17 protein-coding genes are annotated in these 18,645 nt (G+C 56.0%); 7 read left to right on the top strand and 10 right to left on the bottom strand.

Annotation, left to right across the window (positions count from 1 at the left end; translation table 11 throughout):
* Positions 1-4: 4 nt before the first annotated feature.
* The gene (locus G516_RS0101855; RefSeq protein ID WP_028292214.1) at positions 5-1,024 is read left to right on the top strand and encodes an asparaginase; all 1,020 of its coding nucleotides are present in this window, start codon (positions 5-7) and stop codon (positions 1,022-1,024) included.
* A gap of 289 nt (positions 1,025-1,313) precedes the next feature.
* The gene (locus G516_RS0101850) at positions 1,314-2,240 is read left to right on the top strand and encodes a porin (RefSeq protein ID WP_028292213.1); all 927 of its coding nucleotides are present in this window, start codon (positions 1,314-1,316) and stop codon (positions 2,238-2,240) included.
* 130 nt (positions 2,241-2,370) lie between these two features.
* Here G516_RS0101850 and G516_RS0101845 read toward each other — a convergent pair whose 3' ends face one another.
* A complete protein-coding gene (locus G516_RS0101845; RefSeq protein ID WP_084644802.1) occupies positions 2,371-3,246 on the bottom strand; it encodes an AraC family transcriptional regulator in 876 nt (291 codons plus the stop codon).
* A gap of 92 nt (positions 3,247-3,338) precedes the next feature.
* Between G516_RS0101845 and G516_RS20640 the strand changes: the two genes are divergently transcribed.
* The 3 genes from G516_RS20640 to G516_RS0101825 all read left to right on the top strand — a co-directional run bounded on the left by G516_RS20640 (position 3,339) and on the right by G516_RS0101825 (position 6,440).
* Positions 3,339-4,310 carry a DMT family transporter gene (locus G516_RS20640; protein WP_051218880.1) on the top strand — a complete coding sequence of 324 codons (972 nt, stop codon included), beginning with the start codon at positions 3,339-3,341 and terminating at the stop codon, positions 4,308-4,310.
* Positions 4,311-4,360: 50 nt separating this feature from the next.
* A complete protein-coding gene (locus G516_RS0101835) occupies positions 4,361-5,497 on the top strand; it encodes an NAD(P)H-dependent flavin oxidoreductase (RefSeq protein WP_245582585.1) in 1,137 nt (378 codons plus the stop codon).
* A 322-nt stretch (positions 5,498-5,819) separates the two neighbouring features.
* Positions 5,820-6,440: a trimeric intracellular cation channel family protein gene (locus G516_RS0101825; RefSeq protein WP_028292209.1), complete on the top strand. Its 621-nt coding sequence runs from the start codon at positions 5,820-5,822 to the stop codon at positions 6,438-6,440.
* Between the two features lie 112 nt (positions 6,441-6,552).
* Here G516_RS0101825 and glmS read toward each other — a convergent pair whose 3' ends face one another.
* The 5 genes from glmS to G516_RS0101800 all read right to left on the bottom strand — a co-directional run bounded on the left by glmS (position 6,553) and on the right by G516_RS0101800 (position 12,220).
* The gene (glmS, locus tag G516_RS0101820; protein ID WP_028292208.1) at positions 6,553-8,376 is read right to left on the bottom strand and encodes a glutamine--fructose-6-phosphate transaminase (isomerizing); all 1,824 of its coding nucleotides are present in this window, start codon (positions 8,374-8,376) and stop codon (positions 6,553-6,555) included.
* A gap of 157 nt (positions 8,377-8,533) precedes the next feature.
* The gene (locus G516_RS0101815) at positions 8,534-10,198 is read right to left on the bottom strand and encodes a GGDEF domain-containing protein (RefSeq protein WP_028292207.1); all 1,665 of its coding nucleotides are present in this window, start codon (positions 10,196-10,198) and stop codon (positions 8,534-8,536) included.
* 174 nt (positions 10,199-10,372) lie between these two features.
* Complete coding sequence (locus G516_RS0101810) at positions 10,373-11,005, bottom strand: thiol:disulfide interchange protein DsbA/DsbL (RefSeq protein ID WP_028292206.1); 633 nt, start codon at positions 11,003-11,005, stop codon at positions 10,373-10,375.
* A 218-nt stretch (positions 11,006-11,223) separates the two neighbouring features.
* On the bottom strand, positions 11,224-11,808 hold the full coding sequence (locus G516_RS0101805; RefSeq protein WP_456090127.1) for a c-type cytochrome: 585 nt from the start codon (positions 11,806-11,808) through the stop codon (positions 11,224-11,226).
* Positions 11,809-11,911: 103 nt separating this feature from the next.
* Complete coding sequence (locus tag G516_RS0101800; RefSeq protein WP_028292204.1) at positions 11,912-12,220, bottom strand: c-type cytochrome; 309 nt, start codon at positions 12,218-12,220, stop codon at positions 11,912-11,914.
* 194 nt (positions 12,221-12,414) lie between these two features.
* On the opposite strand from G516_RS0101800, the gene yihA reads away from it, so the two are divergent.
* Positions 12,415-13,062, top strand: coding sequence for a ribosome biogenesis GTP-binding protein YihA/YsxC (gene yihA / locus G516_RS0101795; RefSeq protein ID WP_028292203.1), 648 nt, complete (start codon positions 12,415-12,417; stop codon positions 13,060-13,062).
* A gap of 441 nt (positions 13,063-13,503) precedes the next feature.
* On the opposite strand, the gene polA is transcribed toward yihA, so the two are convergent.
* Complete coding sequence (gene polA, locus G516_RS0101790) at positions 13,504-16,311, bottom strand: DNA polymerase I (protein ID WP_028292202.1); 2,808 nt, start codon at positions 16,309-16,311, stop codon at positions 13,504-13,506.
* A gap of 111 nt (positions 16,312-16,422) precedes the next feature.
* On the opposite strand from polA, the gene G516_RS0101785 reads away from it, so the two are divergent.
* Positions 16,423-16,734 carry a DUF2782 domain-containing protein gene (locus tag G516_RS0101785; protein ID WP_028292201.1) on the top strand — a complete coding sequence of 104 codons (312 nt, stop codon included), beginning with the start codon at positions 16,423-16,425 and terminating at the stop codon, positions 16,732-16,734.
* Position 16,735: 1 nt separating this feature from the next.
* Here G516_RS0101785 and G516_RS0101780 read toward each other — a convergent pair whose 3' ends face one another.
* From G516_RS0101780 to G516_RS0101770, 3 genes are read right to left on the bottom strand one after another with little or no spacing between them, the layout of a single operon-like run.
* Positions 16,736-17,683 carry a choline/ethanolamine kinase family protein gene (locus G516_RS0101780; protein ID WP_028292200.1) on the bottom strand — a complete coding sequence of 316 codons (948 nt, stop codon included), beginning with the start codon at positions 17,681-17,683 and terminating at the stop codon, positions 16,736-16,738.
* On the bottom strand, positions 17,655-18,314 hold the full coding sequence (pnuC, locus tag G516_RS0101775; RefSeq protein WP_028292199.1) for a nicotinamide riboside transporter PnuC: 660 nt from the start codon (positions 18,312-18,314) through the stop codon (positions 17,655-17,657). Before pnuC ends, G516_RS0101780 begins: the two co-directional genes overlap by 29 nt.
* Before the next feature lie 23 nt (positions 18,315-18,337).
* Positions 18,338-18,607: a hypothetical protein gene (locus tag G516_RS0101770; RefSeq protein WP_028292198.1), complete on the bottom strand. Its 270-nt coding sequence runs from the start codon at positions 18,605-18,607 to the stop codon at positions 18,338-18,340.
* Positions 18,608-18,645 lie beyond the last annotated feature (38 nt).

Below are 18,645 nucleotides of genomic sequence, written 5' to 3'. Positions count from 1 at the left end.
ATGAATGAATAACACCAAGCGAATACTGGTGATCTACACGGGAGGCACCATTGGTATGGTGCCGTCCGATCAGGGTTACGTTCCAGCGCCGGGCTTCGAAGCCCGGGTACGCAAGCATCTGAATGATGACATTGTTCAGCAATTGCCTGAGTTCGAAGTACTGGAAATGGATCAGCTGATCGACAGCTCCAACGCCGTGCCTGCCGACTGGGCACGGGTCGCGACGCTGTTGCAGCAACACTGGCAACAATACGACGGTTTTGTGGTGCTGCACGGTACCGATACCATGGCCTATACCGCCGCGGCATTATCTTTCATGATAACGCCAATGGATAAACCGGTTATCGTTACAGGTTCCCAGATTCCATTGGGTGTTATTCGTTCAGATGCTGTCGATAATTTAACCAACTCTTTGCTATTTGCGACCTCAAATGAACTGTTTGAGGTCTGTATTTGTTTTGGCAATCGTTTATTGCGCGGTAACCGCGCCAGTAAACTGAAAACCACCGCACTCGATACTTTTGACTCGCCCAACTTTGAACATTTGGGAAAAATGCAAATAGACGTCGAATTGTACGGCGATTTATTACTACGCGGTGACAAAGCCGACTTTTGTATTCCCGAGTTCAGCAATTCGTCCGTAAAACTACTGATGCTGTATCCGGGCATAACCGCCGATATGATCGAAGCGCCTCTAAAGGCCGCTGATACTCGCGCCGTGATCATGATCAGTTACGGCGTTGGCAACCCGCCAGACGCCAATCCCACACTGATTCCGGCGCTTGAAGACGCCATTTCACGGGGCATCGCAGTGGTTAATTTGAGCCACTGTTTATGGGGCGATATTGAGCAGGGAGCCTACTCAACCGGCGCCACCCTGAACCGCATTGGCGTGATTGGTGGACGCGATATCACCCTCGAAGCCGCCTTTGCCAAATTGCACTGGCTCACTTCCATGGGCTTTGACCAGAATGGAATCAGTGCCGGATTTACAACGCCGAAGGCCGGTGAGATCAAGGCTTGAGGACATTGTAAATAAGCCGTCATCATAGGTGTGACATATTTGTCAATTCCCAATTTATTCAATAAAAACGGGAACCATATCATGACATTCGGCGCAGATTGGGTAGATACTCAGGCCACGTGAACGCAGCGTATTTCCGCCATAACCCTGTGATATGAGTCACCTATCGGGAACTTCTAATCATCAATATAAGCGGTTTTACGGTTGATTAACCGATAGGGTTTGTTTTATATACTTACCCGCCAATTGGAAAACGCCTTTAGGCTTACTCTAAAAAACGGAGAACATCATGAAAAAACAGGTTCTGGCTCTGGCTATCGCAGCCGCCACTTCCGCCCCAGCATTCGCTGTTGAAGCTACTACTGACTTCTACGGCTCCCTGCGTCTGAAGCTGACCGACGGTAGCGATTCCGCTATGGACGTTACCAACAACTTCTCCCGTATCGGTATCAAAGGCTCTGTTGAAACTGACCTGGACAACGTAAAAGCCCTGTACCGCTACGAAGTTGGTGTTGGCAAGTGGGACGCTGACGATGAAAGCGCCACTGCTAACGAAGGCAACATCCGCAGCCGTCTGGCTTGGGTTGGCCTGGAAGGCGACTTCGGTACTGTTAAAATCGGTCAAGACTGGACTCCTTACGCTCAGGCGCTGACCTTCACTACCGATATCATGAGCAGCTACTCTCCATACCCATTCATTGCTGCCCACTACCGCGCTGACTCCCAGATCTCTTACTACTCCCCGGATTTCGGTGGCTTCAGCTTCGCAGCTGCAACCATGACCGATACCGACAAGAACACCGGTGAGAACGTTGACTCTTTCGAACTGACCGGTACTGTTAAAGCCGACATGTTCACTGTTTCCCTGGGTACCATTCAGGAAGCAAGCGACACCATGGCTGACGTTATCTCCCTGGGTGTTAGCATGACTGCTGGCGACCTGTACCTGGGTGTTCTGGCCGAACAGCTGGACGACACTGACACTACTGACAGCCAGACTTACCTGAGCTTCGCAGCTCAGTACAACGTACCAACTGGTGCAATCGCTGCATACGCGTACGACCTGGATGACGACGCTGGTTCTACCGGTTTCGCTGCTGAATACCAGCACTCTCTGGGTGACGCAACTACCGTTTGGGTTGAATTTGCTAACGACAGCACTGACGACGCCGACGACGTTCAGAACTACTCTGTTGGTCTGAAAGTAGACTTCTAATTGCTGCTTTAGCAAATTAGTACGTCAGAAAACGGCCCTTCGGGGCCGTTTTTGCGTTTTAGGGGCGATGTATTAGCGACTGATTCCTGACCTCACAACTCTCCGCTTTCCAAACTCACACGCCATCTTCTCAAGCCCGCTGCAAGCGCCACTGCTCTGGCGTCATGCCCACCTGATTTCGGAACATCACAATAAACGCCGAGGCACTGTTGTAGCCGAGATCCAGGGCAATGCTTTCAACCGCTTGACCGCTTTCCAGCAAGGCAAACGCCTTCACCACCTTCAAACGCTGACGCCACTCTCGCAACGACAAGCCTAACAGCCGATCGAATTTACGAATCAGCGTCCGCTCACTGGTGTGCACCAGTGCCGCCAACTGAGCCGCTGTACGCTCATCCGCCGGGTTTTGCCACAAGATGTCCAGTACTGGCCCCAATACGCCGTCATCCGACATCGGCAAGTAGGAACCCTGCACCTCCGCGGCAACCAGTTGATCCACCAGCACGCGCAATAACCGCTGGGTCGCCGCCGCCGGTTGCTGACTGGCATCCCGCAACTGATTCAGCAGCGCCCGGGTCAGGGCATTCACCTGCAGCAAAGCGGCCTGCTGCGGCAGTCCCTCACACAGGTCCGGCCGGATGTAGAAGGAGCCATGACACGCCTGCGCCCGGCTGATGCCATTGTGCTCGGTGCTGGGCGGCAACCAGATGCCAAACTGCGGCGGCGCCACAAAATGAAACCCTTCTACCTGTACCTCAATCGGCCCGGTGTAAGAGCACACGAACTCGCCCCAGGCATGGGTATGAACCGGGTACAGGGTGTCATTGCGGGTAACCGCCGCCCGATACACCAGCGCATCGGTTTCTGCGCCGTACAACACCACACTTTCCTGCGGGTCAGAACTGCCCGCATGGCGGGAATCAAACTTGGGAGACAGCAACTCCCGTTGTGGGCTGCTGCTGGGGCTGCTGTCGGGGCCATGGGCCAGGAAGCGCGGATTTGGCATTTATTCATCCACAGATGGCGTTAATTCAATATCAATATTCAAAAGTGCCAAACCATAATAGCCAATCCAACCCATCTTGTCCGGTGACCATCATGCCCAGCAACAAACCTCTCGATGCCCTAGCCATTGGCCTGATGGTGATCACCACCTTTGTCATGAGCCAACAGCAGATCCTCTCCAAACTGGCCGCGGATGATATGAGCCCAACCCTGCAAATCGGCTTGCGCTCATTGTTCAGCGTGATTCTGATTGGCGGTTGGGTCTGGTTACGCGGTCTGCACCGCAGCTTTGTCAGCGGTGCGGTAGTACCCGGTATGCTGGCGGGCGTGCTGTTCGCGCTGGAATACCTGGGTCTGGGTGAAGGCCTGAAGCATACCACCGCCTCTCACGCGGTGGTGTTCCTCTACACCGCACCGGTGTTTGCCGCACTGGGACTGCATTTCACCGTCGCTCACGAACGGCTGTCCAGTATCCAGTGGCTGGGCGTCTGTGCAGCCTTTGGTGGCATTGCCCTGGCGTTCCTCTGGAACGACACCGTCAGTGGCGAGAGCAGCCTGCTGGGCGATTTCTACTGTGTTTTGGGTGGTCTGGCCTGGGGCGCAACCACGGTGTTGATTCGCAACACGGTATTGAGCCAGGCGCCGGTGATGCAAACCCTGACCTGGCAATTGCTGGGTGCCAGCGTGATTCTGGTTGGCTACGGCCTGATCAGCAACGACAGCCCGATTGTGTGGAGCAACAAGGTGCTGTTGAGCCTGTCGATCCAGACGCTGATCATTTCCATTGCCGCACTGCTGACCTGGTTCTGGCTGCTGCGTATCTATCAGGCGTCCCGGCTTGGCGTCCTGTCCTTTATGACTCCGCTGTGGGGGGTGGCCATGGGCGTGCTGCTATTGGACGAGCCGCTGGAAGCAGGCTTTGTTGCTGGCGCGCTGTTGGTACTGGGGGGCATTTTGCTGGTCAGCGGTGACGACTGGTTGCGTCAACGTGCCATCAAGCGCCAGCAGGCGTTGCAGAGCCCTGCCTCAACAACTACAGCCAAAGACGCCCAAACCGTGTTGTAATCGAACACCCTGGCGGCCCGTTGCGCCGCCATCATGGACAGGAGAGCGCTATGGCCGATGCTAATGACAACAACAGCCAGAACACAGCACGGACTTCCACCCGGAACGCCACACCAGACTCAGTAACAGCTATCAATCATCTTGAACAGTGGTTCCAGCAGTACAAGATGCAGCCACTGATTCAGGCGCCCATGGCCGGTGTGGCAACGCCAGAATTGGCGGCAGCGGTGAGTAATGCCGGCGCACTGGGTTCGATTGGCATTGGCGCCAGCTCCGTTGGTCAGGCCCGCGATATGATTCACGCAACCCGGGCACTGACCAACAAGCCATTCAACGTGAATGTGTTCTGCCATGCTAGAGCCCAACGCGATACCGACTGCGAAGCCAACTGGGTTGCCAGTCTGACACCCTTCTTTGACGAATTTGAAGCACCAGCCCCGACACAGCTCAACGAGATCTACACCAGTTTTATCCACAGCCCTGAAGCCCAGGCCATGTTGTTGGAAGAAGCCCCCGCCGTAGTCAGTTTCCACTTTGGCTTGCCAGACAAAGCACTCATCACGGCTTTCAAGGCCGCTGGCACCCTGACCCTGGCAACGGCGACCAACTTGCACGAAGCCGAACAAGCCCGACAGGCCGGTATCGACGCGATTGTTGCCCAAGGCTACGAAGCAGGAGGCCACCGCGGCATGTTCGATCCCTGCGCCAGCGACCAGCAATTGCCCACCGCCGTGCTGGTACGAATGCTGGCTACCGAACAGCCGTTACCTGTGATTGCCGCTGGCGGCATCATGGACGGCGCCAGCATGAACGCCATGAAAGCCCTCGGTGCTAGCGCCGTACAACTGGGTACTGCCTTTGTGCTGTGCCCGGAATCCGCCGCCAATGCCGGTTATCGAGCGCGCCTGAAAAACGCCGCAGAACACACCACAGAGATGACGCTCGCCATTTCAGGGCGTCCTGCACGTGGGCTGAGCAATCGGCTGACTCGCCATGGCATCGAAGCCGCTATAGCGGTGGCAGACTACCCACTGGCCTACGACGTCGCCAAACAACTGAATGCCGCTGCCAGCGCCAAGGGCAATAATGATTTTGCAGCCCATTGGGCAGGTCAGGGTGCGCCGCTGTCGCGAGAAATGACCGCGGCCGGAATGGTGAAAGTGTTGCTCGAAGAAGCAAACTGGTAAGGCTTATTCCACCGTGACGCTCTTGGCCAGGTTTCGCGGCTGGCTTCTTGGCCAGTTCACTTGGCTGGCCGACGTCGATGCCCTTGATCACGGCGACGTAGTCGTTCAGAGGTTTAGAACACGAACACGTCGCCACAGGTACTCCCCACAACCCATGCGGGTCAAAGCGATCATCGAAGGAGTGATGGAACAGCCGTCGTTGAAGAAAAATCCTTCGGCAGTCGTGGTCGGTATTTTCGAGACCACACTGACCAGGTGATACAGGTTCGACTATCATTCAAGGTTCAATACCTCTTCACATTCCGTAAGACCAACCAAGACAATGAACTTCGATATTACTGCTGTTATCAACATCATGGGCCTGACTGCTGTCGCGGTCTTTGCAATATCCGGTGCACTTGATGCCGCTCGGCAACGCATGGATATTCTGGGCTTCATGCTGATTGGAACGGTCACGGGCATCGGAGGCGGTACGCTTCGGGATCTGGTCTTGGGCAACTTGCCGGTGTTTTGGATTCGGGAGCCTATATGGCTCAGCGTCTGTCTGTTGGCGTCAGCCATCACTTACTTTGTAACGCCCATGCTCAAGTCCCTTTCGAGGGCATTGATCTGGATGGATGCCGTGGGACTTGCCCTGTTTGCGGTAGTAGGGACAGAGGTAACACTCAATTTTGGGGCTCCCCCTCTGATCGCTGTCTGTCTGGGGGTCATCACAGCCACCTTTGGCGGGATTGCACGAGATGTATTGTGCCGCAGCAACCTGACACTGATGAACGACGAGCTCTACATCACCACCGCGCTGGCAGGTTCCAGTGCATACCTGGTGCTTGACGGCTTGGAACTCCCGTCGAGCTACAGCTTGATAGGTGGTTTCTGTGTGGGATTCTGTTTGAGAGCGCTGGCGATCCGATTCAAGATCAAGCTGCCGAATCTTTATAAATAGTGTTCCAACCAACTCCAGACTTTTCTTCTGTGGCGTGAGGACTGACTCCCTCCTGACAGCACAGCAGGAGAGAGTTTTCAGAGAATCTATCGAACAAGCAAGCTGGTAAGGCTTATTCCACCGTGACGCTCTTGGCCAGGTTTCTTGGCTGGTCGACGTCGGTGCCCTTGATCACGGCAACGTAGTAGCTCAGCAGTTGCAGCGGCAAGGTGTAGACGATCGGTGCGATCACGTCGTCACAGGCAGGCACCGGCACCACGATCATGTTTTCAGCGGCGCTGATGGCGGCAGACTCTTCCGCGAAGACGTACAGCTCGCCGCCACGGGCGCGCACTTCCTCAATGTTGGATTTGAGCTTTTCCATCAGGTCGTTGTGAGGCGCCACCACGACGATCGGCATTTCTGCGTCGATCAGCGCCAGCGGGCCGTGTTTCAGCTCACCGGCTGCGTAGGCTTCCGCATGGATGTAGGAGATTTCTTTCAGCTTCAACGCCCCTTCCATCGCGATCGGGTACTGGTCCCCACGACCCAGGAACAAGGCGTTGTGCTTGTCGGCGAAGTGCTCCGCCAGACGTTCAATGTCGTCGTTCATCGACAGCGTTTGCTGAATCAGGCCCGGCAGGCTTTCCAGTGCCTTGGCGATGCGCTGTTGCACAGCACTGGCATCGGCAGCGCGTTCAGCCAAAGCGGCGGTCAGCAGCAGCAAGGCCGTCAGCTGGGTGGTGAAAGCCTTGGTAGAAGCGACGCCAATTTCGGCCCCGGCCCGGGTCAGTACCGTCATGTCGGACTCACGCACCAGCGAGGAGCCCGGCACATTACAGATCGACAGGGTTTTGGTGATGCCCAGTTCCTTGGCCTGACGCAGTGCAGCCAGCGTGTCGGCGGTTTCGCCACTCTGGGAAATGGTCACCAACAGGGTATTCGGACGAATTACCGGACGGCGGTAACGGAACTCGGAGGCAATTTCGACGTTGCAGGAAATCCCCGCCAGCGACTCAATCCAGTAACGCGCGGTCACCCCGGCGTGGTAGCTGGTGCCGCAGGCAATGATCTGAACGGCATCGACGTCGGACAGGTCGCCCAGCGCTTCCAGATTGAGCTGGCCATTCAGCAAACGGCCTTCCAGCGTATTGGCGATGGCCTGCGGCTGCTCGTGGATTTCTTTCAGCATGTAGTGGCGGTATTCACCCTTGTCACCAGCGTCGTGCTCAACCGAGCTTTCGCGCACTTCACGCTCTACCGGCTGGTTTTCAAGGTCGAAAATACGCACGCTCTGACGGGTAATTTCCGCCACATCGCCCTCTTCCAGAAAAGCAAAACGACGGGTAACAGGCAGCAGCGCCAGTTGGTCTGAGGCGATGAAATGTTCGCCGATACCAAAGCCCACCACCAGCGGGCTACCCGAACGGGCGACCACCATGCGCTCTGGCGTCTGGCGATTGATCGCCACCATGCCGTAGGCACCTTCCAGACGACTGCGAACCTGCTGCACCGCCGTGAGCAAATCGGCACCGCCGCTGACCGCACGCGCCACCAGATGAGCGATCACCTCGGTATCGGTCTGCGATTGGAACTGGTAACCATCGGCTTGCAGTTCTGCCCGCAAGGCTTCGTGATTTTCAATAATGCCGTTGTGCACGACGGCGATATCACCGGACACGTGCGGGTGCGCATTGGCTTCGGACGGCTCGCCGTGAGTTGCCCAACGGGTATGAGCGATACCGGTACCGCCAGGCAGGCCTTGTTCCGCCACCGCATCGGCCAGTGCTTGCACTTTGCCCAGACGACGCAGGCGTTGCAGTTGCGGCTCACTGGCACTGGCGTCCAGCACGGCAACACCGGCGGAGTCGTAGCCACGGTATTCAAGACGACGGAGTCCTTCCAGCAGAATTTCAACCACATCACGCTGGGCAACCGCACCCACAATGCCACACATACGAGCTTCTCCTGAACCAAGGCTCTGACGTTAACAACAACCATTTCGCAGACTCAGACATCGCCAATACGGCAGAAATTCCGGCTGCAACAAAAGAGCTGAGGTTAACACAAAGGACTGCAAAGAATTGAGTGACGGGCAGGTTTCGGGCGGGATTTCAGAGTGAATCGACCACCACCTGATTACGGCCACCTTGCTTGGCCCGGTACAAGGCTTTATCGGCCCGTTCAAAGACAGTTTCCAGACGTTCGCCCTTGCGCGCTTCGGCCAGTCCGAATGACATGGTGATGGACACCGGGTCACCCTTGAAGTGGTACGGCAGGGACTCAATGGCCGCGCGCAGCTGTTCGGCACTCTGGCTGGCTTCTGTCAGGGTCTGGGATTGCAGGATGATGACAAACTCTTCGCCGCCATAGCGGGCCAGAAAGTGCGGTTTGGCCACATGCTTGCCGAGGGTTTTGGCGATCAGCTTCAGCACCCGGTCGCCAGCCTGATGACCAAACTGGTCATTGATGCGTTTGAAGTAATCAACATCGGCCACCACCAGTACCAGCGAGCCCCCCTCGTCCAGCTGCTTCCAGAGCTTGCGGGTGTGGGCACTGTAGGCATGTCGGTTGGGTAATCCGGTGAGGGCGTCCTTGTAGGCCAATTGTTGCTGCCGTTCAAACGCTTGCCGCGTGGCACTGGCCTGACGTTCAACGTCCTGCAACCGTTGGTTCAGTGCAACGATTTCCTGCTGCTGGGCTTCTTCGCGCTGCTGTTCATGGGCGTCGAAGGTTTCCAACGCCGAGACGATGGCCACCAGATGGGATTGCAGCCGCGCGCCCAGGGTTTCGAGTTCGCCGTCGTCATTGGCGAGGCTGCGTAAATGCCCCACCTGCTGCTGCACTTCGTTGCTTAAATTCAATCGCGCCTGCTGGCTGCCTTCACTGCTGAAGCACTCTTTTTGCAGGTGCTGTTGCAGGTTCATCAGCTGATCATCCAGCTGGTGCAGGAAGCTCTGCATCGCCGTCTGGCTGGCTGACAGTGCCGTCATGACCAGATCAGCCAATTGCTCCAGCAGGTCCACCAGATCGGGCAAGGAAGGCCCCGCCAGCAGTTGCTGGCGCAAGCTTTGGGCGGCGTCCTGCTGGCTATCCGACAGGTTCAGCTGATCCAGCAAACGCAGCAACCCCTGACACAGGTTCTGCTGCACCTTCATGGCTTCTTGCAACGTCTGGTCATCCGCCTCAACCAAGGGGGAATCTGGCATTGATGCGGTGGCTTCTTCCAAATGGTTGCTGTCTTTGCTAGCGGCGGCTTTCTTGCTGCCAAACAGCCGTTGCCACAGTGACGGGCCTGTTTCAGCTTCCGCATTGGCGCCACCCACTGGGGATGATGGCATGGCATCGAGCCAATCGGCGACCAGTTGCAAGGCACTCAGTGAGGTATCCAGCTCACTGTCGAGCCGTTTGCGTAACGACCGCAGCCGCTGCAGCTCAGTGCTCTCAAGCGGTAAATCCAGCAAGGTGGCGGCAGAATGCTGCAAGGCCTGCAGCAATTGTTGATTCGTCGCCGACTGACGGCTTTCAAAGGAACGGATCAGGGTTGATAGTGAGTCGGTTTGAGGAGCGTTGCCCTGCTTCTTGATTTGCTGTCGCAGGCCCTGCAATTCAGGATCGAGCGCACTGTCCTGTCCCTCTGCCAACAGGCAAACCACCACAAAGGAACGCCGCCAGGCTTCCTGTTGTTGCTTCCACGCCTCCTCATCCTGTTCCTGCTGCTGCAACAGATCGAGGTATTTGGCTCGCCAGCGCTCTGCGTCGCCGAGGGACTTATCCATACGATTTATCCAAACGATTGTTCCATGCGAGGGCCCGCAGGTTCAGTGCATTCTGTAACCAGTATAGATTCCCTTGCCGATTCGGCTAACGCAGTGATGTAACAAACAGTTGCCGCCAAACGGCAGGCACAAAAAAACCGGGCATTGCCCGGTTTTTGCTGCACAGACGACCGTTCAGTTGCCGTTGCGCTCTTTCTCGATGAGGAAGTTAACCACATCAATCATCTTGTCCTGACCACCCGCGGAGCTGGCGGAAACAACGTACTTGCCGTTCACAATCAGAGCCGGAACACCGCTGATCTTGAACGAACGAATGCGCTGGTCAGCTTGCTTCATACGGGATTCCACCGCAAAGCTCTCGTAGGTTTTGTCGAACTGATCGGCAGTGATGCCACCGTGCTGTACCAGGAAGTCGCGCTGGTCGTCTTCAGACAGCAGGCGCTGCTTTTCCAGGTGGATGGCACGGAAAATCGGGGTATGTACCTTGTCGAGGATGCCCAGCACATCAGCGGTGTAGAACAGACGGGCATGAGCCACCCAGGCGCGACCGAACATCGCAGGCACCGCGGTGAATTTCACATCAGATGGCAGCTCGGCTTTCCAGGGCTCAACGTAGTTTTCCAGATGGAAGCAGTGCGGGCAACCAAACCAGAAGGCCTCTTCAACGTGGATTTTGCCATCGGCCATTACCGGCACAGGTTGACTCAGGGTGGTGTAGCCATTGCCGTCGCTGTAGGTATCTGCGACAGCCAGTGAGGCCAGCATCATCAAGGGTACGGCCATCCAACGTTTGATCTGCGCGAGCATAGGGGTCTCCATTTCAATGTCGCAAATTCTTGTTCGCTATTGAGCGTAATTCTCACATAAAGGTTCCGTTACATACTAGGGACCCTCTGAAAAACTCCACACAGCTCTCGGCTCTGGCTTGCTGCTTCGCCCTACGGGGATGGCAGGACAGCCAGGTGCCGTATAAAAACATAAAAAAAGCGGCCGAAGCCGCTTCTTTCACTCTCAGGTTGCCCGAATTAACGCAGGCCCTGAATGTAGTTGGACACGGCTTCGATTTCGGAGTCGTGTAAACGGTAGGCGATGTCGCGCATCATGCGGGTGTCGCCATCGTTCATACGGGTGCCGGCACTGAAGGCGTGCAGCTGCTTGCTGGTGTAGGCATCATGCTGACCAGACAGCATTGGGAAACCCGCCAGGTCCATGCCTTTACCGGCTGGGCCATGACAGGCCATACAGGCTGGTACGCCTTTCTTCTCGATGCCTGCACGATAGATCTTCTCACCCAGAGCCACCAATTCTTCCTTGGCGCCGCCACCGGTCGCGTCTTGCGCGCTGAAGTAAGCGGCCAGGTCGGCAATGTCGTTGTCGCTCAGGTTAGCAACAAACGCGGTCATTTCCGGTACCGAACGATTGCCATCGCGGATGTCCTTGATCTGCTTGATCAGGTAGCGTTCGCCCTGACCGGCAATTTTCGGAAACGTTGGCACCATGCTGTTACCGTCTGCTCCGTGGCAGGCTGCACACATTACAGATTTTGCTTTGCCCGCTTCCGCGTCACCACTGTAGGCGGAGTTCGCGTCACTGGCATGTGCAGCGGACATGAGTCCGGCTGAAACAAAGAGGCTAATCAACAGGTTTTTCATCGTCAGATCCAGGTTGTAAGTGAATTCTTATCGTTGCAGGCGTTATATCTCCACGAGCCTGTTATTTTGGCGTAGACATAAAGGTGATCAGCGCCTTGTATTGTTCGGCTGTGCAATCCATACACAGCCCACGTGGAGGCATGGCATTGAAGCCATTGGTGACGTGGTTTACCAGCGTATCCATACCCTTTTCCAGGCGAGGGGCCCAGGATGCAGCATCATGGGCTGCGGGTGCCCCCAACATGGCGGCAGTTTGAGGAGAATGACAGGCAGCACACGCGGTGTTGTACTTGGCTTCGGCATCGAAGGCCTGCACATTGGCAGAGAGGGCTACTGCAGATACGGCGAACAGGGTAAGAAGTTTGTTCATTTTCAGATCTCTCATCATTATTAGTTTGATACTTCTGAAGGTCTCTCATTGAGCTCTTGGCGGCTTTGTTGAGACTCTTACCCATGAATGATACACGCTGTGGTAAACTGGCAACGCCATTCATTAGGTCATGCATTATATATCATCAAAAACCGGACGGTCATTACGTTTACCCCATGCCAAATCAGCATTCCTTGACTTATACCAAGACCCACTACCTTCGTAGTGCCGCAAAGCTCAGCCAATGTCCTGAGGAGATTACCCGGGAAGTTGCATTTGCCGGTCGCTCCAATGCTGGCAAGTCGAGCGCGTTGAACTGTTTGACCGGCCAAAGAAAGCTGGCCCGTACCAGTAAAACGCCTGGCCGCACGCAATTGATCAACTATTTCCAGATTGGCGAACTGCCACTGGCGATTGTCGACCTGCCAGGATACGGCTATGCCAAAGTACCGGTGGGCGTAAAAAATGCGTGGCAAAAAGAACTGGGTGACTATCTTCAGAACCGGGATGAATTGGTAGGCCTGGTACTACTAATGGATATACGTCACCCACTGACGGATTTCGACACTGGCATGATCCAGTGGGCGGAAGACAACGGCATGCCGTTGCATCTGATTCTGACCAAGGCCGACAAGCTTAAGCGCGGTGCGGCCCAGAACACCCTGCTGCAAGTGCGCAAAGCGGTTAAAGACATGAGCACTCCAGTGACGGTGCAGACGTTCTCATCACTGAAAGCCCAGGGGCTGGATGTGCTGAAGCAGCGCCTGAATGAGCTGCTGGTGCCGGATCAGGAAGACGATGCCGACAGCGCTGAAGCCGACTTGCCAGAGTCTGAAGACTAACAAGCTGTCTTGCTTGCCCTTATTGTCCGAGCGAACATCCGTTCGGCGGGCTACCTGCTAAACCCGGAGGCCACTCCGGGTGACCCATATTCGGCCATCACCAATCTGGCCCCTGTCACAATAAATAACAAAAACCCCACCTTTTTGCTGTTATCGGGAACTTTGTCAACGAATCCCTGTTCTATATTCAACATATTCCCGGTGTGGAATTGTGATGATGCGAACCGTCATCTATTCATAGGTAGTTCTACTCTTCGGTTATTCCCCCAGAATCCGAAGCTGGCCCGCCCGTTTCCCCTTACGCGCGGGTCTTTTTTTGTCTGTTGTTTATGTACCGCTGAGAGATGGAACCTGATGGACACGAGTGCCCATCCTATGGATCACCAGAACGCATAACACCTGCATAGGATGGTGCGCTTGCGCCCATCAAACAGCTGTTCGTTAGTGCGCCTGTTCCCAATTATCACCAATGCCCGCTTCTACCAGCAATGGCACCTTCAGCTCCGCCGCTGCTTGCATGCGCTGTTTAAGGGCTTCAGCAAAGGCTTCGGCTTGCTCTGCTTTCACTTCCAGAATCAATTCATCGTGCACCTGCATGATCATGCGGGCGTCGAAGCCAGAGTCTGGCAGCCAATCGAACACCTGTACCATGGCACGTTTGATGATGTCGGCGGCACTGCCCTGCATCGGCGCGTTGATCGCCGTGCGTTCGGCATGCTGACGACGCGGCACATTGCGCGATTTGATTTCCGGCAGGTACAACCGACGACCAAAGATGGTTTCAACATAGCCCTGCTCTTTGGCGTGCTCGCGGGTGTTTTCCATGTAGTCGGCCACGCCCGGGTAACGCTGGAAGTACAGGTTTACGTAGTCCTGTGCTTCGTTACGGCCAATGCCCAACTGCTTGGCCAGGCCAAAGGCCGACATGCCATAGATCAGACCGAAGTTGATCGCCTTGGCGCTGCGACGCTGGTTATCGGTAACCTCGTCTTCGGCCACTTCAAACACTTCCGCGGCGGTGGCGCGGTGAATATCACGGCCTTCGCCAAAAGCTTTCAGCAAACCGTCGTCGTTCGACAGGTGCGCCATGATGCGCAGCTCAATCTGGGAGTAATCCGCCGCCACCAGCTTGTAGCCTTCCGGCGCGATAAAGGCCTGACGAATACGGCGACCTTCTTCAGAGCGCACCGGAATGTTCTGCAGGTTAGGGTCACTGGAGGACAGTCGGCCCGTTGCTGTGACCGCCTGATGATAGGAGGTATGCACGCGGCCAGTTTTACCAGCAATCATGGTTGGCAGTTTGTCGGTGTAGGTGCTTTTCAGCTTCGACAGACCACGGTGATCAATGATGATTTGCGGCAGCTCAAAGCCGTCTTCTGCCAGTTGCACCAGCACTTCTTCCGCGGTGGATGGCGCGCCTTTCGGGGTTTTCTTGATCACTGGCAGTTCGAGCTTCTCGAACAGGATTTCACCCAGCTGCTTCGGTGAACCCAGGTTGAACACCTGTCCGGCAGCATCGTGGGCTTGCTGCTCCAGCTGTTGCAGCTTCTGTTCAATTTCGGCGCTTTGGGCATGCAGCTTATCGGCGTCGATCAGCGCACCCAGTGATTCCATGGCCGTCAGCACCGGCATGGCTGGCATTTCGATGTCGCTGAACACACTGGCGAGGCTGCCGTGCTTTTGCAGTTTTGGCCACAGGGTCTGGTGCAAACGCAGGGTGATATCAGCATCTTCGGCAGCGTAAGGGCCTGCCACGTCCAGCTCGATCTGGTTGAAGGTTTTCTGCTTGGCACCCTTGCCGACGATCTCTTCAAAGGTCACGGTTTTGTAGCCCAGATATTTGAGCGCCAGGCTGTCCATGTCGTGGCGGGTGGCAACGGAATCCAGAATGTAGCTTTCCAGCTGGGTGTCGAACTCCACGCCTTTCAGTTCGATGCCATGGTTGGCCAGAACGTGGGCGTCGTATTTCATGTGCTGGCCGACTTTCTTCTGGTTTTCGTCTTCCAGAATCGGCTTCAGCTGCGCCAGCACCTCGTCCCGGTCGAGCTGCGCAGGCGCGCCTTCGTAGTCGTGCGCCAGCGGCACATAGGCGGCCTTGCCCACTTCGACAGCAAACGACACACCGACGATTTCGGCTTCCTTGTACACCAGAGAGGTGGTTTCGGTATCAAAGGCGAACAGCTCACTGTCTTTCAGCAGCTTGATCCAACCGTCAAGGCCATCCTGGGTCAGGATGATTTCGTATTCGCCTTTTTCACTGGAAACGGCTGGCTCATTATCTTCAAAACTGCCTTCTGAACTGCCGTCAGCGCTGGTTTCAGAGCTTGCTGCGGAAGCGGTAGAAGACCCTTTGGCAGAAGCTTCTCCGGCATCCGCCAGCTCGGCAATCCAGCCTTTGAATTCCATGGTTTTGAACAGCTCCAGCAGCGCTGGCTTGTCGATCTCGCTGTTCTTCAACTCACCTAACGGCTGCTCAAGTTCGACGTCGCACTTGATGGTGGCCAGTTCTTTCGACAGGAAGGCCTGATCCTTGTGTTCTTCCAGTTTGGCAGCCATGGTTTTGGCGCCACGGAAGGACAGCTCTTTGACCTTGTCGAGGTTGGCGTAAATGTCTTCCAGTGACCCCAGACCGGCGACCAGACCAACGGCGGTTTTCTCGCCGACTTTCGGTACACCCGGGATGTTATCGACCTTGTCGCCCATTAAGGCCAGATAATCGATGATGTGCTCCGGCGGCACGCCGAATTTTTCCTTCACGCCGTCCACATCCATGAAAACATTGGTCATGGTGTTGATCAGCGACACATGCGGGTCAACCAGCTGAGCCATGTCCTTGTCGCCGGTGGACACAATCACCTGACAGCCGCTCGATTCGGCTTGTGACGCCAGCGTGCCAATCACGTCGTCGGCTTCAACGCCTTCAATGATCAGCAGCGGCAAGCCCATGGCACGAATGATGTTGTGGATAGGTTCAATCTGCTCGCGCAGCTCACCCGGCATCGGCGGACGGTTGGCCTTGTACTCGCTGTACATGTCGTTGCGGAAGGTTTTGCCCTTGGCATCAAACACCACCACCATCTGGGCATCCGGATAGTCCTTCTGCAGCCGTTTGATCATGCTGATCACGCCTTTCACGGCGTTGGTGTGCAGGCCGTCCGAATTGGTCAACAGCGGCAAGGCGTGAAAGGCACGGAACAGATAGGAGGATCCGTCGATCAAAACGACTGTTTTGGACGCTGTCTGGGACATAGAAAATACCTGGGAAGTCACGGTATGTGGCAGATATTGATCAAAGCACTGGGGTTGCTGAGCAAGGCCACATACAATAAATCGAAGCTTTAAATTGAAGGGCATCCTAACATGAAGACCAACAATCGTCTGGCTCGTAACGCACGGACGTTACTCTTTTCGCTGGCTTGCTGCCTGCCATTGGCGACGGTCGTGATGCCTGCGCACGCGGCCGGCTCAACCGAAGAAACCGTGACCATCCGCAACGATGGCGACAACACCTATTACGAATTCCGGGTGAACGGTGAACTGGTTGAAATCAAGGTGCAGCCGAAGGTCGGCAAGCCTTACTATCTGGTGCCGTCACCGGATGACGACCAGAACCTGATGCGCCGGGACAACCCCGATGTGGTGGTGCCCAAGTGGGTGATTTTCCGCTGGTAAGTCAGACCAGGGATTGCAGTGCGGTGCGCAGCTCACGGGCATTCCAGATGCCCTGGGCGCCGTACCAGAGGCTGTTCAGACAGGCCAACTGACGGTTGGCTTGTTGCCAGTCAGGCTGTTCCGGATCGATGCCAAGATCGACCAGCAGCATGGCTTGTTCGGCAGGGTTGCCTTCCGACATCTGCACCAGACTGGCGATGTCCCACAGCGGGTGACCTACCGTGGCGTACTCCCAGTCGATCAGTCGCCATTGGTTGTTCGACCACTTCCAGTTGTCCGGATTGGGGTCCATATGGCACAGCGAACGCTCCGGCCCGGGCAGTTCGGCCATGCCCGCTTGCAGTTGCTGTTTGAGCTGCTGCCAGTCGCTGTTCCAGCGCCCTTCCAGACGCTGTTCAATGGCCTGCCAGTACACCTCGGCCTTGGCGCACACGTCCATCACTTCCAGACCGAAATGCCATTCGCTGGTCAGCGGCAGGTCATGCAGTCTGTGCAGACGTTGTTGCAGCTGCGGCCACGGCTGATGCCCCTGTTTCAGCACGTCGCGTAGCGACGGGCCGTCGAGGTATTCCACAATCCAGTAGATATCGTCCGGGCAGCGGTACAACACTCGCGGTGCCAGACCGGCTTCCGCCGCCCGTTGCTGAATGAAGTATTCGTGGTCGCGACGGATATCCAGATCGCCGGAGTTGGCGGCGTTGATGCGGATTACCCAGCGCTGTTCGTTAACGCTGAGCAACCAGCTCTGGTTGGTCAGGCCGCCGCACAGTGGCCGCAGCTGATTGGGCTGCGGCGCCTGTTCAAGCAACTGCCAGAGTCTCCAGTCAGACAACACCCCAGACAACACGTCAGCCGACTGGTGTGTGCTGGAAGCGGCTTGCTGCGCGGACAGCAGAGTAGAAGAAGGCATCCAGTCGATATCAGGCTGACTGACCCAGCGCCAGGTCATCCTGCTGACTGCGGTAATCTTTCAGCCACAGCCAGAAGCCGCCCACTGCCAGTACCACGTAAATGGCCATCAGGAAGGCGGTTGGGTACAGACCGCGGTCGATGTACAGGTAAATCGCCACGGCGTCGATTACGACCCAGTAGATCCAGTTTTCCAGTACCTTGCGGGTCACCATCCAGGTGGTAATCACTGCCCCCCAGGTGGTGAAGGAATCCAGATACGGCAGCGCCGCCGAGGTGTTTTCCGTCAGCAAATAGCCGCTGGTAAAGGTCAGTACGGCGATCGCCAGCAGCACCAGTCCATGCTGTTTAAAGCCCCAGCTTTGTACCGGCAGTGGTGTTGAATCGACGTTTGAGGCCGCACCGCCGCCGCTGTTACTGCCCGAGCGCCAGGCCCACCAGCCGTATACCGCCATGACCAGATAGTAGACATTGAGCGCCGATTCCATCACCAGACTGACATCCCAGAACAGCCAGCTGAAAATGGCGGTACTGCCAAACGCGGCATACCAGCAGAGGTTACTCTGGCGCATGGCGAACACCAGATAGGCAACGCCGAGAATCACAGCAATCCATTCGGCCATGCTCTGTGCGGCAAAGCCTTCAATGATGGCATTTACGATATCAGTCATAGTCAGTATCCGGGGTGGAGAAATCAGCCGTGGGGTTTCAGTGCAGGATCGAGGTTAACCCCCGGGATCATCTTGTAGACAAAGATGGCCTTGCCGTAGGTTTCGAACGAGCGCTTCATTTCGGCGCTGATGGTGTTCATCACCAGATCGTATTCACCAAACACCTGAGTGCTCATGGTGTTGCACTCCACCACCAGGCCTTCTACCGCTTGCAAGCGTTCGATAAACGCCTTGATGGCCGGTTTGTATTCGTCAGCCAGTGGGTATTTGCTGATATCAACGGAAAGCTCCATAGCGGGCTCCTTGCAAGGTTGGGTGTATCGATGAGTTG

Source organism: Oceanobacter kriegii DSM 6294, from assembly GCF_000422845.1.
Taxonomy (GTDB): Bacteria; Pseudomonadota; Gammaproteobacteria; order Pseudomonadales; family Oceanobacteraceae; genus Oceanobacter; species Oceanobacter kriegii.
The sequence above is the reverse complement of the archived record's forward strand: the minus strand, read 5'-3'. Positions and strand labels throughout refer to the sequence as shown.

Excerpts from the sequence above, each read along its gene's own strand:
- G516_RS0101835 (WP_245582585.1), top strand. The coding sequence starts at position 4,361 with ATGGCCGATGCTAATGACAACAACAGCCAGAACACAGCACGGACTTCC.
- G516_RS20640 (WP_051218880.1), top strand. The coding sequence starts at position 3,339 with ATGCCCAGCAACAAACCTCTCGATGCCCTAGCCATTGGCCTGATGGTG.
- G516_RS0101850 (WP_028292213.1), top strand. The coding sequence starts at position 1,314 with ATGAAAAAACAGGTTCTGGCTCTGGCTATCGCAGCCGCCACTTCCGCC.
- G516_RS0101845 (WP_084644802.1), bottom strand. The coding sequence starts at position 3,246 with ATGCCAAATCCGCGCTTCCTGGCCCATGGCCCCGACAGCAGCCCCAGC.
- G516_RS0101810 (WP_028292206.1), bottom strand. The coding sequence starts at position 11,005 with ATGCTCGCGCAGATCAAACGTTGGATGGCCGTACCCTTGATGATGCTG.
- pnuC (WP_028292199.1), bottom strand. The coding sequence starts at position 18,314 with ATGACTGATATCGTAAATGCCATCATTGAAGGCTTTGCCGCACAGAGC.
- G516_RS0101855 (WP_028292214.1), top strand. The coding sequence starts at position 5 with ATGAATAACACCAAGCGAATACTGGTGATCTACACGGGAGGCACCATT.
- polA (WP_028292202.1), bottom strand. The coding sequence starts at position 16,311 with ATGTCCCAGACAGCGTCCAAAACAGTCGTTTTGATCGACGGATCCTCC.
- G516_RS0101825 (WP_028292209.1), top strand. The coding sequence starts at position 5,820 with ATGAACTTCGATATTACTGCTGTTATCAACATCATGGGCCTGACTGCT.
- G516_RS0101805 (WP_456090127.1), bottom strand. The coding sequence starts at position 11,808 with ATGTCCGCTGCACATGCCAGTGACGCGAACTCCGCCTACAGTGGTGAC.
- G516_RS0101800 (WP_028292204.1), bottom strand. The coding sequence starts at position 12,220 with ATGAACAAACTTCTTACCCTGTTCGCCGTATCTGCAGTAGCCCTCTCT.
- G516_RS0101785 (WP_028292201.1), top strand. The coding sequence starts at position 16,423 with ATGAAGACCAACAATCGTCTGGCTCGTAACGCACGGACGTTACTCTTT.
- G516_RS0101815 (WP_028292207.1), bottom strand. The coding sequence starts at position 10,198 with ATGGATAAGTCCCTCGGCGACGCAGAGCGCTGGCGAGCCAAATACCTC.
- G516_RS0101770 (WP_028292198.1), bottom strand. The coding sequence starts at position 18,607 with ATGGAGCTTTCCGTTGATATCAGCAAATACCCACTGGCTGACGAATAC.
- glmS (WP_028292208.1), bottom strand. The coding sequence starts at position 8,376 with ATGTGTGGCATTGTGGGTGCGGTTGCCCAGCGTGATGTGGTTGAAATT.
- G516_RS0101780 (WP_028292200.1), bottom strand. The coding sequence starts at position 17,683 with ATGACCTGGCGCTGGGTCAGTCAGCCTGATATCGACTGGATGCCTTCT.